This is a genomic window from Streptomyces sp. NRRL S-350, assembly GCF_000719705.1.
GTDB lineage: Bacteria > Actinomycetota > Actinomycetes > Streptomycetales > Streptomycetaceae > Kitasatospora.
On the sequence record NZ_JOHO01000030.1, the window covers coordinates 1 to 14,272 of the forward strand.

13 protein-coding genes are annotated in these 14,272 nt (G+C 75.0%); 6 read left to right on the forward strand and 7 right to left on the reverse strand.

Annotated features, from left to right (window positions below):
• Positions 1-174 precede the first annotated feature (174 nt).
• From ggt to IF30_RS43900, 3 genes are all read left to right on the forward strand, one after another.
• Entirely contained in the window at positions 175-1,965 is a 1,791-nt protein-coding gene (gene ggt / locus IF30_RS0124675; protein WP_030242414.1) for a gamma-glutamyltransferase, read from the forward strand.
• Between the two features lie 126 nt (positions 1,966-2,091).
• Positions 2,092-2,895, forward strand: coding sequence for an exodeoxyribonuclease III (locus tag IF30_RS0124680; protein WP_030242416.1), 804 nt, complete (start codon positions 2,092-2,094; stop codon positions 2,893-2,895).
• 177 nt (positions 2,896-3,072) lie between these two features.
• Positions 3,073-3,660 carry a hypothetical protein gene (locus IF30_RS43900; protein WP_030242419.1) on the forward strand — a complete coding sequence of 196 codons (588 nt, stop codon included), beginning with the start codon at positions 3,073-3,075 and terminating at the stop codon, positions 3,658-3,660.
• Between the two features lie 70 nt (positions 3,661-3,730).
• On the opposite strand, the gene IF30_RS0124690 is transcribed toward IF30_RS43900, so the two are convergent.
• Positions 3,731-4,498: a lysoplasmalogenase gene (locus tag IF30_RS0124690; RefSeq protein WP_051711052.1), complete on the reverse strand. Its 768-nt coding sequence runs from the start codon at positions 4,496-4,498 to the stop codon at positions 3,731-3,733.
• Between the two features lie 248 nt (positions 4,499-4,746).
• Here IF30_RS0124690 and IF30_RS43905 point away from each other — a divergent pair, with 248 nt between their 5' ends.
• Complete coding sequence (locus IF30_RS43905) at positions 4,747-6,543, forward strand: DUF2398 family protein (protein WP_051711054.1); 1,797 nt, start codon at positions 4,747-4,749, stop codon at positions 6,541-6,543.
• A 140-nt stretch (positions 6,544-6,683) separates the two neighbouring features.
• Here the strand turns inward: IF30_RS43905 and IF30_RS0124700 are convergent, their stop codons facing one another.
• Positions 6,684-6,863 (reverse strand): hypothetical protein, encoded by a 180-nt coding sequence (locus IF30_RS0124700; protein ID WP_030242426.1) that lies wholly within the window; start codon positions 6,861-6,863, stop codon positions 6,684-6,686.
• Between the two features lie 519 nt (positions 6,864-7,382).
• Here IF30_RS0124700 and IF30_RS0124705 point away from each other — a divergent pair.
• A complete protein-coding gene (locus IF30_RS0124705; protein ID WP_051711056.1) occupies positions 7,383-8,675 on the forward strand; it encodes a sulfite oxidase in 1,293 nt (430 codons plus the stop codon).
• 12 nt (positions 8,676-8,687) lie between these two features.
• On the opposite strand, the gene IF30_RS0124710 is transcribed toward IF30_RS0124705, so the two are convergent.
• The 5 genes from IF30_RS0124710 to IF30_RS0124730 form a co-directional block, all read right to left on the reverse strand.
• Positions 8,688-9,338 carry a TetR/AcrR family transcriptional regulator gene (locus IF30_RS0124710; RefSeq protein WP_030242429.1) on the reverse strand — a complete coding sequence of 217 codons (651 nt, stop codon included), beginning with the start codon at positions 9,336-9,338 and terminating at the stop codon, positions 8,688-8,690.
• Positions 9,339-9,428: 90 nt separating this feature from the next.
• Positions 9,429-10,337: an acyl-CoA thioesterase II gene (locus tag IF30_RS0124715; RefSeq protein WP_324605651.1), complete on the reverse strand. Its 909-nt coding sequence runs from the start codon at positions 10,335-10,337 to the stop codon at positions 9,429-9,431.
• A gap of 195 nt (positions 10,338-10,532) precedes the next feature.
• Complete coding sequence (locus tag IF30_RS0124720; protein ID WP_030242435.1) at positions 10,533-11,774, reverse strand: MBL fold metallo-hydrolase; 1,242 nt, start codon at positions 11,772-11,774, stop codon at positions 10,533-10,535.
• A gap of 294 nt (positions 11,775-12,068) precedes the next feature.
• On the reverse strand, positions 12,069-12,521 hold the full coding sequence (locus IF30_RS0124725) for a MaoC family dehydratase (RefSeq protein ID WP_030242437.1): 453 nt from the start codon (positions 12,519-12,521) through the stop codon (positions 12,069-12,071).
• 182 nt (positions 12,522-12,703) lie between these two features.
• Entirely contained in the window at positions 12,704-13,147 is a 444-nt protein-coding gene (locus IF30_RS0124730) for a pyridoxamine 5'-phosphate oxidase family protein (protein ID WP_037901109.1), read from the reverse strand.
• Between the two features lie 232 nt (positions 13,148-13,379).
• On the opposite strand from IF30_RS0124730, the gene IF30_RS0124735 reads away from it, so the two are divergent.
• Complete coding sequence (locus IF30_RS0124735; RefSeq protein WP_030242442.1) at positions 13,380-14,234, forward strand: hypothetical protein; 855 nt, start codon at positions 13,380-13,382, stop codon at positions 14,232-14,234.
• Positions 14,235-14,272 lie beyond the last annotated feature (38 nt).

A 14,272-nucleotide genomic window follows, 5' to 3' on the forward strand; every position in this document is an offset into this window, starting at 1 on the left:
GGCCGGGGTGGGGGCGGGGTGTGGGCCGGGTGGGGTTGACGGCGGGGTGGGCTCGGGTGGCTGACGCCCGGGTGCTGTCGCTCCGTCAACTACCGGTTGGTAATGACGTGGTGTGGTTGTCGGATCATCTCTCCTGTGGAACAACTGGGTTGACGTCGACCCAGGAGGACTCGGATGAGGGCTCTGACCCGTCTCGTACCACCACTGCTGCTCACCACCGCGTTGGTCTGGTCCACTGCGCTGCCGGCCGGCGCGGCGGCCCCGCCGCCCAAGGCGCCCGAGGCGGTGGGCTGGGGCGGCGCGGTGGCCACCGTCGACGCCGACGCCACCGCCGCCGGCATCGAGGTGCTGCGCAAGGGCGGCAACGCGGTGGACGCGGCGGTCGCCGCCGCAGCGGCCCTCGGGGTCACCGAGCCGTACTCCTCCGGCATCGGCGGCGGCGGGTACTTCGTCTACTACGACCACGCCACCGGCCGGGTGCACACCATCGACGGCCGCGAGACGGCGGGCCGCGGCGCCGACACCGGACTGTTCCTGGAGGACGGCAAGCCGCTGGCCTTCGCCGACGCCGTCACCAGCGGCCTGTCCGTCGGCGTCCCCGGCACCCCGGCCACCTGGGACGCCGCACTGCGGCAGTGGGGCACCCGCTCGCTCGCCCGCAACCTCGAACCCGCCGAGCGGATCGCCGACGACGGCTTCGTCGTGGACGGGACCTTCCGCAGCCAGACCGCCGACAACCAGGCCAGGTTCAAGGACTTCCCGGCCACCGCGAAGCTCTACCTGCCCGACGGCAAGCCCCCCGAGGTCGGCACCGTCCTGCGCAACCCGGACCTCGCCGCCACCTACCGGCTGCTCGCCAAGGACGGCGTCAAGGCCTTCTACCAGGGCCCGTTGGCCCAGGACATCGTCAACACCCTGCAGCACCCCCCGGTCGACCCGGCCTCCGGCCGCAACGCCCGCCCCGGCAAGGTCGACACCGCCGACCTCGCCGCCTACCGGGTCCGCGACCAGGCGCCCACCCACGTCTCCCACGGCGCCTACGACGTCTACTCGATGGCCCCCTCCAGCTCCGGCGGCACCACGGTCGGAGAGGCGCTCAACATCCTGGAGGACGGCGGCGACGCCTCGACGTACAGCGACACGCAGTACTACCACCACTTCCTGGAGGCCTCCCGGATCGCCTTCGCCGACCGCAACCGCTGGGTCGGAGACCCGGCCGCCGTCGACGTCCCGACCAAGCAGCTGCTCTCCGAGCGCTACGCCGCCTCCCGGGCCTGCCTGATCAGCCCCGACCATGCCCTCACCAGCCCCCTCGCCCCCGGCGACCCGCGCCACCCGGCCGACTGCGCCGACACCGGCCGGACCCTCCCCGAGCCCTACGAGGGCCCCAACACCACGCACCTGACGGTCGCCGACCGCTGGGGCAACATCGTCTCCTACACCCTGACCATCGAGCAGACCGGCGGCAGCGGCATCACCGTCCCCGGCCGGGGCTTCCTGCTCAACAACGAGCTCACCGACTTCGACTTCGCCCCGCTCGCCGCCGGCGTCCCCGACCCCAACCTGCCGGGCCCGGGCAAGCGGCCGCGCTCCTCGATGTCCCCGACCGTCGTACTGCGCGACGGCGAGCCGTTCCTCGCCACCGGCAGCCCCGGCGGCGCGACCATCATCACCACCACCCTGCAGGTGCTGCTCGGCCGCCTCGACCGGGGCCTGAGCCTGGAGCAGGCCATCGCCGCACCGCGCGCCAGCCAGCGCAACACCGCCACGACCCCGGCCGAGCCCGCCTTCCTGGCACTGCCCGAGCGAGCCGGGCTGGAGGCCCTCGGGCACAGCTTCACCAACGGCGGCGAGATCGGCGCCGCCACCGGCGTGGAACGGCTGCCGGACGGCCGCTGGGTGGCCGCCGCCGAACCCGTTCGGCGCGGCGGCGGTTCGGCGGCGGTGGTGCGGCCCGCGCGCTGACCGGTCCGGCGGCCGGGCGCCGGGGCCGTCCGGATCGTCAGTGCCGGACGGTATGTTCGGGGTGGGCTCCTCCCGCGAGGGGTGGCCCACCCCGTCCGTACCGAACCACCGGGAAGGCCGCCCGCCGTGACCGTCCGCATCACCACCTGGAACATCAACTCCGTCACCGCGCGGCTGCCCAAGCTCCTGGAGTGGCTGGAGAGCGCCAAGCCCGACGTGCTCTGCCTGCAGGAACTCAAGTGCGCGGCCGACGCCTTCCCGTACGACGAGGTCCGCGAGCTCGGCTACGAGACGGCCGCGCACGGCACCGGCCGTTGGAACGGCGTCGCCATCGTCTCCCGGCTCGGCCTGGAGGACGTCGTGCGCGGCCTGCCCGGCCAGCCCGGGTACCTCGCCGACGGCGCGCTGCTGCCGGACGTCGAGCCGCGCGCCATCGCCGCCACCTGCGGCCCGGTCCGGGTCTGGTCGGTCTACGTGCCCAACGGCCGCGAGGTCGGCCACACGCACTACCACTACAAGCTGGAGTGGCTGGAGGCGCTGCGCGCGGCCTCCGTCGAGGACGCCGCCGGCTCCCGCCCGTTCGCCGTCCTCGGGGACTTCAACATCGCCCCGACCGACGAGGACGTCTTCGACGTCGCCGCCTTCGAGGGCCTCACCCACGTCACCCCGCTCGAGCGCGCCGCGCTGGAGGCCCTCGGCGGGATCGGGCTGCAGGACGTCGTGCCGCGCCCGCTCAAGTACGACCGCCCCTACACCTACTGGGACTACCGCCAGCTCGCCTTCCCCAAGAACCGGGGCATGCGGATCGACCTCACCTACGCCAACAAGGCCTTCGCCGACGCCGTCACCGACAGCTACGTCGACCGGGAGGCCCGCAAGGGCAAGGGCACGTCGGACCACGCGCCGGTCGTGGTCGACCTCGACCTGTGAGCACCCCGGAAGCCATGGGAGTGAGTCACCGTGCGTGACGGCCGGTAACTCGAACGGTCCTGAGCGCTGGCTGGGCGCACGACGCGTGCCTACCGTCGGTGAATGACCGGGTGCGGTTGATCGACCACGTGGACATGGGAGTCCCCGGCCGCGCCCGAGAATCCCGGAGGTTCCGGCATGCGCCGCACGCGTACGGCCGCCGCCGCCCTGATCGGCGCGACGGCACTGACCGGCCTGACGGCCCCCCTCGCTTCCGCCAGGGACGGCGCGGCCTCGGTCAGCCCGTCCCAGGCCGCACCGGGCCAGACCGTGACGGTCACGGTCTCCTGTGAGAAGTCGGACAAGCCCGAAGCCAAGACCATCACCGCCCGCTCCGCCGCCTTCGAGGGCGGGCCGGCGACCCTCACCCTGGGCCCCGACGGCAAGCACGCCGGTTCCGCCCGCCTCAACTCCCAGCACAGCGGCGACAGCAAGATCGACGGCACCTGCCCGGACCGCGGCGCCTTCTCCACGACCGTGACGGTCGCCGGCGTCGCGGCCGCCACCCCCGACAAGGGCCTCGGCGGCTGGAGCGAGGCGGCGGGGGAGTGGGCCGGTTCGCTCGGGCAATCGGGAGCCGGCAGCCAGCAGGTCGCCCCGCACGGCGCCGTGAAGACCGGTCTCGGCGGCTCGGTCGCGGGCGATCCGGGGGAACTGGCCGGTGGCCTCGCGCTGGTCGCGGGCGGCCTCGGCGGATTCTGGCTGCTGCGGAGGCGCGGTGCCTGACGGCCCCCGCCCCGCCGCGCCCCTGTGCCGCGCCGCCGGATCCTGACGGGACCGGCGGCGCGGCGGTGTGTCAGACGGTCCGGGGCACCGGGCCCGCCGGGCGCTCCGTCCGCGCGGCCCCGGCCTGCCGGGTGGCGCCGTCCTGCCGCAGGCGCCCGTCCTCGTGCGCGAGCATGCCGCCGGCCAGCAGGTACTGGGCCAGCACGTAGGTCGCCATGATCCAGAACTGATGCCCCGGAAGCTCCCGCCACTTGGCCAGCTTGGTGGCGATCAGCGTGTCGGAGAGCAGGAACAGCGCTCCGCCCAGCCCGGTCCGCAGGCCCAGCCCGGCCGAGGTCACGGCCGTCGAGGCGAGCAGCAGGCTGTAGCCGGCCACCGGGATCCGCAGGTCCCCGAGGTCCGGCCAGAGCCGGCCTACCAGGGTCACCCAGGCCGTCGCGTACGCCGCCGCGACCACCAGGGCCCGTCGGCGGTCGGTGAGCGCGCCCCGGCGGACGAACATCGTGACGTAGCAGACGTGCGCCGCCGCGAAGGAGCCCATGCCCGCGAGGAAGGCCGGATCGTTCTTCAGCTGGAGCAGCACGTCCCCGCCCGCGCTCAGCAGCAGCGCCGGCGCCAGCAGCTTCGGTGCCTCCCGCCCGGCCGCCCTGGCCGCCGCCACGCTGTGCGCGGCCAGCAGCGGCATCAGGGCCGGCTTGGTGGCGTTCTGCACCACGGAGGCACCGGACAGGATCGAGCCCAGATGCGCCGCCGAGGTGACCGCGAAGCCGCCCAGCAGGCCGCTGGCCGACCGCAGGCGCGCGCCGAGGACGGCGCGGGTGGTCGTACGGATACTCATGCTGCTGCGGCCTCCGGCGGTCGGACGATGGGGGATCGCACCGACCCTAAGGGAGCCGGACGGGCGGCGAAAGGCCGGGTTACCGGTGCGTAACCCGGGCGGGGCACGGCGGGTGACGACGTGGAGCCCGCAGGAGGGGGCCGGGAACGGAGGGCGGGCGGCCGGTTCGAGGGCTCCTGCGGAGACTTCCGCAGGAGGGCGGTTGCTGCCACCGGGTGACCCGGGCACCGTCTAGTCTGGATCCCGACATGGATCAGCAGGACTACGCGGTCGGCGCCACCCGGGTGGCCGCCGGCAGGCCGGACGGACGCACGGGCGGGGCGGGACGGGGAACCGCCGCCGCCGTCCTCGCCGTACGCGAAGCCGCTCCCTCCTGCGGTGCTGACGACCCGCAGGCCACCGGTGTCTCCAGCAGCGCCGCCCTTTCGCCCGACCCGGGGCTGCTCCGGCTGGCCCACTGGTTCGCCGCCGCCGCACCCGGCACCGCCGACGACCTCTGCGCCGCCTCCTTCGGCCTCTACCCCGCCCGCCACCTCGGCGCACCCGCCGCGCCCGCCGACCCCGACGTCAGCTGGTGGCACGGGCCCACCGTCCATGCCGCCGCGTCCCCGCGCCCGCGTGGGGCCCGCGAGTCGGGCGGCGAGGGCGGCCTGCGCCGTGCCCGCCGTGACGATTCCGCGCTGCCCGTCGTCCGCTCAGGTGCGAAGCCGGGCAGGCCCGGCAGGCACCGCAAGCCCGAGCGCATCCGCGTGATGCCGGAGGCGCCCGTCGACGCGTGGCCGCAGCCGCCGCAGGCCACGCAGGATCGTTCCGGCGAAGGCCTCCCCGTCGCGGAACTGCCCGTCGCGGGACTGCCCGTTGCGGAACTGCCCGGCGAGGAACTCCCCGTCGCGGAACGGCGGATCGCCGCACGGCTGCTGCTCGCCCACCCGCTGGTCACCGCCTCCGGCCCGCACGCCGACGGCTTCCCCCTGATCCGCCGTCACCGCGCCTGGCTCGCCGAACGTTTCGACACCCTGCTCGGCTACCGGCTCGACGTGGGGCCCTGGCACGCCCGGCTCTGCAAGGCAGGCCTCGGTGCCGGCGCCGCCCGCCGTCTCGAACACCCCGCCACCGGAACTCCGTTCACCCCGGGCGCCTACGCCCAACTCGCCCTCGCCCTGGCACTGTTGGTCGACGCCCCGGAGCGGCTCGGGTACCGGCGGCTGCTCGACGCCATGCGCACCGCCGCACCCGGCCTGGCCGCCGACCCGGGCGAGGTCGACATGGCGCTGGCCGCGCTGGCCGGGTGGCAGGTGCTCGGCGACCTGCCGGCCGACCCCGCCGACGACACCTTCGTCCTGACCGTGGACCGCGAACTCGCCCGCGCCGTCCCGGCCGGCCCGCCCGCCCTCGCCGCCGACGCCGCCGACCTCATCCGCCGCGCATCCGAGGCCGAACCCGCCACCGCCGTACGCCGCCTGCTCGCCGAGACGCCCGCCGTCCTCACCGCCGACCTCCCCGAGAGCCACCGCGGCTGGCTGCACGAGCACCGGCTGAGCGGTCCGGCCGCGCTCGCCGAGTTCCTCGGCCTGGAGGTCGAGCTGCGGGCCGAAGGCGTCGCCCTGCTCGACCCGGCCGCCGAACTCACCGACCTCGCCCTCCCCGGCGCCGGCACCCTCGCCCAGGCCACCCAACTGCTGGTCGAGTGCCTGGTCGAGGAGGTCCGCCCGCTGCCCGGCGAGAGCGCCGACGGCGACGCCCCGATCCCGGACGCGCTGATAGACGGCGTCCTCGGCGACATCGCCGACGACTACGGCCTCCCGGCCCGCTACCTCTGCGACCGCACGGCCCTGCGCCGCGACGCCCTGGACCTGCTCCACCGCCTCGGCCTGATCACCCCCACCCCCCAGCCCAAGCGGCCCCCGACCTGGCACCTGCGTCCGCACGCCGCCCGCTTCGCCCCGGCCGCCGACCTCCGACCCACCCCCGGCACCGGCCGCCACTCCCGCCCCGTCCCGCCGGTCACCTCCCCGTCGGCCCCTCGCACCGAACAGCGGGCCTAGGGGAGGTCGCGGCCTCCGCGAACGCGGAAGCACCGCGTCCGCAGTGCGGGCCGGCGGTGCCGGGGCGGCGTGCCGGGGCGGTGATGCCGGGAGCGCGGTGGCGGGTGGTGGGGGCGCGGATGTGAGGCGGGTAGCGGCGGCTACTTGCTGGCGGTGACGCCGGCGAGGGGCCCGTGATCGACGGTTTCCACGGTGGCGCCGACGCCCAGGGTGCCGAGGGCGATGGAGGCGAGGACGGCGGTGCAGGCGAGGAGGCGGCGGTGCCGCTGCGGGAGGGGGAAGCGCGGTTCCTGGTAAGGCGCCTGAGGGCTGGCGTTCATGACAGGGAGGTTTCCAGGGCGGCGTGAACGGTCGGTACGCGCGGGTGAAGTCCGGACGGGGGTTGGGCGTCGGTTGGCCGCATACGCCCCACCCGCCCGGAGTGGGGCGTATGAGCTGGTCAGCGCCGTGTGCTCGGATCGCCGACAGTGATCCGGACAGCCATCCGGGCATCTTCCCGAGGGCGAAGCCGGACAGCGACCCGGACAGCGACCCGGACAGCGACCCGGACGGCGTCCCGCAGGCCGCGCGGCCTGCGGAAGCGGGACGGGCCGGCGGCCGTGCCAGTGGGGCGGCCAGGGGGCGGGGAACGGCCGAAACGACGCGCCGCCGGTCCGGGGCCGGGTGTGCGACGGGTGGCGGGGGTCACAGCGCGCGGCGGAGCCCCTACGCTGGGACGGTGGGATGCCGTTCGAACACCGCACGAACGAATCTCCGCCGCCGGGGTGCCCACCGTGCCCGGGTCGGCCGCGCCGGCGTCACCCCGGGCCGGGCGGTCGCCGAGGAGGTGCCCAGGCTCCATGTCAGGAAACGTCACGTCCGGAAACGTCACGTCCGGAAACGTCACGCCCGGAACCGTCACGTCCGGGAACGTCACGCTCGGAACCGTCACGCCCGGAACCGTCACGTCCGGCAACGTCACGCTCGGAGGCAGCACGCCTGCGATCCCCCCGTCCGGGATCCCCACGTCCGCCGGCGCCCCGCCGGGGATCGTCAAGCCGCTGCCCGTCGAGTGGTTCGTCCCGCACGGCACCAACGCCGAGATGCGCTGGGACGCACTGCGCGACGCCGACGGCGCGTCCGTCGTCGGTCGCCACGTGCCGGTGGAGCGGTTCTTCGTCCGCAACCACACCAGCACGCCGCTGATCGACCCCGACACCTGGCGGCTGAGGCTGTTCGGCAGCGGCCTGCGCGGCGCGCCGACGCCGGAGCGGCCGGTGGAGTTCGACCTGGCCGCCCTCCGGGCGCTGCCCGCGACCCGGATCAGCGCGGTGATCGAGTGCGCGGGCAACGGCCGCGACTACTTCCGCCGCCAGCAGGGCCAGTGCGTCCCGGGCACGCCGTGGGCGCTCGGCGGGATCGGTTCGGCCCGCTGGCGGGGCGTGCGGCTGGCCAAAGTGCTGCGCGCGGCCGGACTGACCGGCGGGGCGGTCGACGTGCTGCCGACCGGCCTCGACGCGGACTACGTGGTCGACGGGGTCAACCACGGCCCGGTCCGCCGGCCCCTGCCGCTCGCCAAGGCGCTGGACGACGCGCTGCTCGCCTACGAGATGAACGACGAGCCGCTGACCCCCGACCACGGCGCGCCGCTGCGGCTGGTGGTGCCCGGCTGGGTGGGCATCGCCTCGATCAAGTGGGTCGGCACCATCGAGGTGGCCGACCACCCGCTCCACTCGCCCTGGAACACCGACTTCTACCGGATGTTCGGCCCGGACCACCCGCCGGGCGGCGGCGCGCCGCTCACCGTCCAGGTGGTCCGCAGCGCCTTCGAGCTGGCCCCGGACGCGGTGCTGGAGGCCGGCCGCGTCCACCGGCTGCACGGGCGCTCGTGGTCCGGCGCGGCGGCGGTGCGCCGGGTCGACGTGAGCTCCGACGGCGGCCGGACGTGGCGGCGCGCCGAACTGCACGGCGGGTCGCACGCCGACGACTGGACGCGCTGGAGCGTCGACTGGCGCCCCGAGCGGCCCGGCCGGTACGAGCTGCGCGCCCGCGCGACGGACCGCCGGGGCAACACCCAGCCCGAGCGGGAGGCGTTCAACCGGGAGGGCTACCTGTTCGGTGCGGTGGTGGCCCACCCGGTGACGGTGGTCTGAGCCCGCCCGGGTTCAGCCGGTGGACTGGACCTCGTACGGGGCCGGATAGCGCGTCTCGTACGGGTTCAGCACCAGCCGCACCACGTCCTCCAGGCGCCGCCGCGCGTCCCCGAGGGTGGTGCGGCCGGTCACCCAGGCCGTCAGCTCGCCCTGCCAGGCATGCGCGACGATGTGCCGCACCAGGTCGCTCGCGGCGGCCGGCACCTCCGCCGTCACCGCCTGCAGGGCGGTGCTGTCGGCCCGGGCCATGCCCTGCAGCGCCTCGCTGGCGAACGGGTCGGTGGAGGCGGCCACGGACACCCGCAGCCTGGCGAGCTCCGGCTGCCGCTGGTAGGCCCGCATCCCGCCCCGGACGAAGCGCACCGCCCGGTCCGTCGCGCCCGGCCCGGCCCGGGGCCCGCGCAGCTCGGCCACCAGGTCGGCCAGCAGCAGGCGGTGCCACTCGGCGATCGCCGCAGCCAGGAGGTGGTCCTTGGAGGAGAAGTAGCGGTACGCCGTCCCCAGTGCGACTCCGGACCGCTCGCAGACCTGTTTCATCTGCAGCCGCTCGACGCCGATCTCGTTCACCAGGGCGAGCGCGGCCGCTATCAGGCTTTCGCGGCGTTCGAGCTGACGTGGAGACATCGCCTCCACCGGCCGTGGTGACAGGTCAACCTTGGTCACCCGCACCATGATACGGGCCGGGACCGCTCAGGAGTATGACGCCGACCGGCTCCCTTCCGTTCGCCCGCGGGTCACCGGGGTGCGGCGGCGCTACGACTGCCTGCGGATCAGGGCCTCCTGGACGGCGGACGCGACCAGCCGGCCGCCCAGGTCGTAGAACTCGCCGAGCGCCAGGCCCCGGCCGTCCGAGGCGGACGGGCTGCGCTGGGCGAACAGCAGCCACTCGTCGGCCCGGAACGGGCGGTGGAACCACATCGCGTGGTCCAGCGAGGCCATCAGCAGCGTGGGCGGCGCGGTGCGTTGGAAGAAGTTCGGCTGCTCGTTCAGCCCGGCGGTCGAGGCGAGGGTGAGGTCGGACAGGTAGGCGAGCGCGCCGGCGTGCAGCAGCGGGTCGTCGCCCGGCAGCGGGGAGGCGGTGCGCATCCAGACGAAATGCTGGAGCAGGCCGGGGACGGCCGGCGGCACGCCCGGGGCGCCCGGCGGGACGAAGCGCACGTCGAGGTCGTTGAAGCCGCCGGTCGCCGCGACCGTCCGGCGGACGTCGTCGGGTGCGTGGGCCACGGCGTCCGGCAGGGACTCCGGGCCGGGCAGCGGCGGCATCGCGCGGTGGCGGTCGGCGGCGGGCTCGGGGTGCTTGAAGGAGGCGGTGAGCGAGAAGATCTCGTTCCGGTCCTGGACCGCCGTGACCCGGCGGGTGGTGTACGAGAAGCCCTCGCGCACCCGCTCGACCAGGTAGTCGATCGGCAGGGCCGGGATGCCCGGAAGGAGGAAGTAGCCGTGCAGCGAGTGCACCGGGCGGCGGTCCTCGACGGTGCGGCCGGCGGCGACGAGGGCCTGCGCGGCGACATGGCCGCCGAAGGCGCGCATCGGGGCGCCGGCGTGGCAGAAGCCCCGGAACGTGTTCTCGTCCAGCCGCTCGATCTCCAGCAGCTCGGCGAACGGTCCGGTCGGCCGGGCGGCCCCGGCGGCCAGGACGTGCGGTTCGGTCAGGTCGGTCACGGGGCCATAGTGGCAGAACCCAACCGTCCGGTGGTGTGACGTGGGTAACGGTGGCGCGGAGCGAGGGGTCGGTAGAACGCGTTCCAGTCCGGGGAGCTGGGGACGGTCGGAGGGCGGGGGTGCAGGGATGGCGCGGATGGCAACGAACGGATGACAGGTGACGGATGGGAGATGTCAGATGTCAGATGACAACTTTCAGCGAACAGATTTTGAAATCTGTTCGCTGAGCTCTGTTACCTGTTCGCGTGCCTCGCTCGTCGAGGGGGCCGGTCCTGCTGTCCCTGCCGTCCCGGCCGCCTTCGGCGTCTCGGCCTCCTCGGCTGCCCCGGTCGGCGGCTCGGTGCCGACCGGCGAAGCGGTGACGGCGCGCCACCAGAGGCGGAGGGCGGGCGGGTCGGTGGGTTCGAACGGCTTGCCCGGGCGGGGGACCGCGATCTGGGCGCCGAGCGCCCGGGCGGCGGCGACCACCCGTTCGACGGGTTCCTCCCAGGGGTGCAGCGCGAGGTTGAAGGTGCACCAGTGGATCGGCAGCAGCAGCTCGCCGCCCAGGTCCAGGTGCGCCTGCACGCCCTCCTCGGGCGTCATGTGCACCTCGGGCCAGAAGTCGCTGTACGCGCCGACCTGCACCATGGTCGCGTCGAACGGGCCGAGCCGCCGGCCGATCTCGGCGAACCCGGGGAAGTAGCCGGTGTCCCCGCTGTGGAAGATCCGGTGCCCGCCGCCGGAGACCACCCAGGAGGCCCACAGGAACAGGGAACTGGTGCGCGGCCCCCGGCTGCAGTAGTGGCGGGCGGGCGTGGCGGTCAGGGTCAGTCCGGCGACCTCGGCCGACTCCCACCAGTCCAGCTCGACGATCCGGTCGACCGGCACGCCCCAGTGCTCCAGGTGCGCGCCGACGCCGAGCGGCACGGCGAACACCGTGCCCGTCCCGATCAGCGCCTGGACGGTGGCCATGTCGAGGTGGTCGTAGTGGTCGTGCGAGACCACGACGACGTCCACCGGCCCGAGTTCGGACAGCGGAAGCGGCACCGGGTGGAGCCGCTTGGGCCCGGTCCAGGCGAACGGGGAGCAGCGCTCGCCCCAGACGGGGTCGATGAGGACGCGCCGTCCGCCGATCTCGGCGAGCACGGTGGCGTGGCCCAGCCAGGTCAGCCGCAGTCCGGACTCCGGCGGTGCGGCCAGGTCGGCCGGGAGCAGCCGGTGGACCGGTACGGCGGCGGCCGGTGCCCGGCGGGTCTTGTCCCCGCTGAGCTGGGCGCGGGTGATCTCCAGCGGGCTGCGCTCGTACACCAGGCGGCGGGTCGGCACCGGGTTGCGGAAGGCGCCGTCGGCGAAGTTCGGGGAGCGGCGGATCCGGGCCAGCCGCTCGCCCCGGGGTTCGGCGCCGAAGGCGTCGGCCCGGACCCGGTGCCAGGCGGCCCGGGGCAGCCCGGCCAATCCGGGGACGGCGCGGTCGGCGGCGAGCTCGGCGGCGGTGCCGGCGGAGGGCGGGGCGAACTGCGAGGTCAGACCGGCGAGGCGGGAGAACCACGGGGCGGGGCGGGGCACGGCTCCTCCAAGGACGGTCACGGCTACCGGGCGTGCCCGGGGCGCGTATCGCAGTGGCGGGTGGGGCCCTCGTGATACGACAACCATCTCGTCGGAGATTACTCGCCATGGGCCGTCCGGACCTGGTGGAGGGCCCGGCGCGGTCCAATCGGCGTACCCGGCCGGGCCCTGCGCCCTCTTCGGTCAGGCGTAGAAGCGGGTGATCGTTTCTGCCACGCAGTGCGGCTTGGCGCTCCCTTCGCTCGTGATCGTGAACCGCACCACGGCCTGGACGCCGCCGGGCACCTCACTGGTCGAGAGCAGCTCGGCCGTCGCGCGGATCGCCGTGCCGACCGGCACCGGGGCCGGGAAGCGCACCTTGTCGGAGCCGTAGTTCAGGGCCATCCGCACGCCCTCGACGGCGTAGCACTCCTTCGCCAGCACCGGGATCATCGACTGGGTCAGATAGCCGTGCGCGATGGTCGAGCCGAACTGGCTCTCCTTCGCCCGCTCCGGGTCCACATGGATCCACTGGTGGTCGCCGGTCGCCTCGGCGAACAGGTCGATCTGCCGCTGCTCGATGGTGTGCCACTCGCTGGTGCCCAGCTGGGTGCCGACGGCGGCGGTCAACTCGGCGAGGGAGGCGAAGGTCGTCACGGTGCGCTCCTGGAGGGGGACGGGCCCCGGGAGGGGGCCAGGACGCCGGAAGCGTATGCCTACCCGCTGGTATCTGTCAGGAGCCCGAAGATCCCGCGGGCGAAATCCGGCGCCGAGGGGGCCGAGGTCGGGGGAGAGCCGAGGTGTCGGGCGGCGAGGGGGCGAGGGAGGGGCGCCGGTGCTCAGGGGCGCAGCGCGGCGTACCCCGGGCTGCCCTGCCCGGTCGGGGACAGGCGCCGGCCGCTCACCAGCTCCGGCACCAGCGCCACGAACAGCGGCTCCGGGTCGCACACCCACGGCCGCAGGCCGGAGCGCAGCACCCGTCGCACCTGTTCGGGATCGCGCACCGCGTCGGCCCGGCCGTGCACCAGCACGCTCCAGCCGGTGCGGGTGACCGGGTCCAGCCGATCGGCCTGGAAGGCCACCACGGTGCCGTCAAGCCCGCGCGCGGTGGCACTTCCCCGGCGCACGGCGAGCACCAGCCGCCCGTCCAGGACCTCGAAGGAGACCGGCAGGACGGCCGGCAGTGCGTGCTCGGTGTACACCACGCGTCCGACGGGCACGGTGCTGAGCAGCCGCAGGCACTCGGCCTCGCCCAGGGTCTCCACGCAGTCCTCACGCTCCATGCGTCCGATCGTCCTCCGGTCGCCGACCGCGTCGATAGGGCCCATGGTCCCTGAGGAGTCGGGTCGGGAGCCCCGGCGGCGGCCGGCCGGGGCGGTAGCCTGCCCGGCGGCGCAACAGTGACGCGGAGACGGATCGGTGCCGCGCACGGTGGCTCGCCCGCGAACCGCGCGGCGGCCGACCGCGGCGGCGGGTGCCGGCCCCGGGTGCCGGGGCGGCCAGGAGGGGGGACGGATGGCGGGCGGGGTCGATCTGGTGGTGATCGGGGCGCACGGCGGACCCGAGCGGGCCTTCGGCGGTTCGGCGCTCGCGTCGGCCGGCGCCGGGCTGCTCGCCGAGGTGCTGCCCGGAATGTTCTTCGACACCGGCGCGGCCGGCTGCCGGCTGACCACCGCGCCGCCGGACGCGGACGCCAACGCGATGCTCACCGCCGTCCGGGACGCGGCCCAGCACCCCGGACGCTGGCTGGTGGTCTGCCTGGTCGGGCAGCTGGTGGCCGATCCGCGCGGGCGCCGCCTCGCCCTGGTCACCGGCGGGAGCACCGCCGACAACGCCTACCGCCGGGGCCTGGCCTGGGACTGGGTGGTCAGCGCGATGGTGCACGGCGACCAGGAGGAGGCGCTGCTGCTGGTCGACGCGGTGGCCGACCGGGACACCTGGGCGGCGCTGGAGCGCGGCGGCGGCGAGGACGGCGCCGGCGAACTGCTGAGCTTCCCGCGCGTCCCCCTGTGGGGCCGGGTCGGGCGCTACGCCCCGGGCAGACGCGGCCGGGACGCCGTGCTGCCGGGCGGTGACGGCTCGTTCAGCCGGGCCCTCACCGCCGTCCTGCGCGACGGCGTCCCGGGGGCTCCGGCGGCCGTCGCCCCACTGGACCTCCAGCCCGCCGTGGCGGCGCTGACGGACGGGCGGGAGTCGGTCGGTAGTTCGGGTGCGCCGGGCGCGCGCCTGCTCGTTCCGCCGCAGGGCGGGCGCCTGTTGATGCGCAATCGGGCCGCAGTTCGGGGCGCATTGGCCGGATTGTCGCTTTCCGAAGAACTGTTGGCCGTTCTGTGGCGGGAAAGTGCCCCGACGGAACCGCCTTCCACGTAAGGTCAGGGGGCCTGAGGTGTTGCCGTGATGGGGTGGGT

Coding starts and splice junctions, on each gene's coding strand:
- ggt (WP_030242414.1), top strand. CDS start 175: ATGAGGGCTCTGACCCGTCTCGTACCACCACTGCTGCTCACCACCGCG.
- IF30_RS43900 (WP_030242419.1), top strand. CDS start 3,073: ATGCGCCGCACGCGTACGGCCGCCGCCGCCCTGATCGGCGCGACGGCA.
- IF30_RS0124690 (WP_051711052.1), bottom strand. CDS start 4,498: ATGAGTATCCGTACGACCACCCGCGCCGTCCTCGGCGCGCGCCTGCGG.
- IF30_RS43905 (WP_051711054.1), top strand. CDS start 4,747: ATGGATCAGCAGGACTACGCGGTCGGCGCCACCCGGGTGGCCGCCGGC.
- IF30_RS0124700 (WP_030242426.1), bottom strand. CDS start 6,863: ATGAACGCCAGCCCTCAGGCGCCTTACCAGGAACCGCGCTTCCCCCTC.
- IF30_RS0124705 (WP_051711056.1), top strand. CDS start 7,383: ATGTCAGGAAACGTCACGTCCGGAAACGTCACGTCCGGAAACGTCACG.
- IF30_RS0124730 (WP_037901109.1), bottom strand. CDS start 13,147: ATGGAGCGTGAGGACTGCGTGGAGACCCTGGGCGAGGCCGAGTGCCTG.
- IF30_RS0124735 (WP_030242442.1), top strand. CDS start 13,380: ATGGCGGGCGGGGTCGATCTGGTGGTGATCGGGGCGCACGGCGGACCC.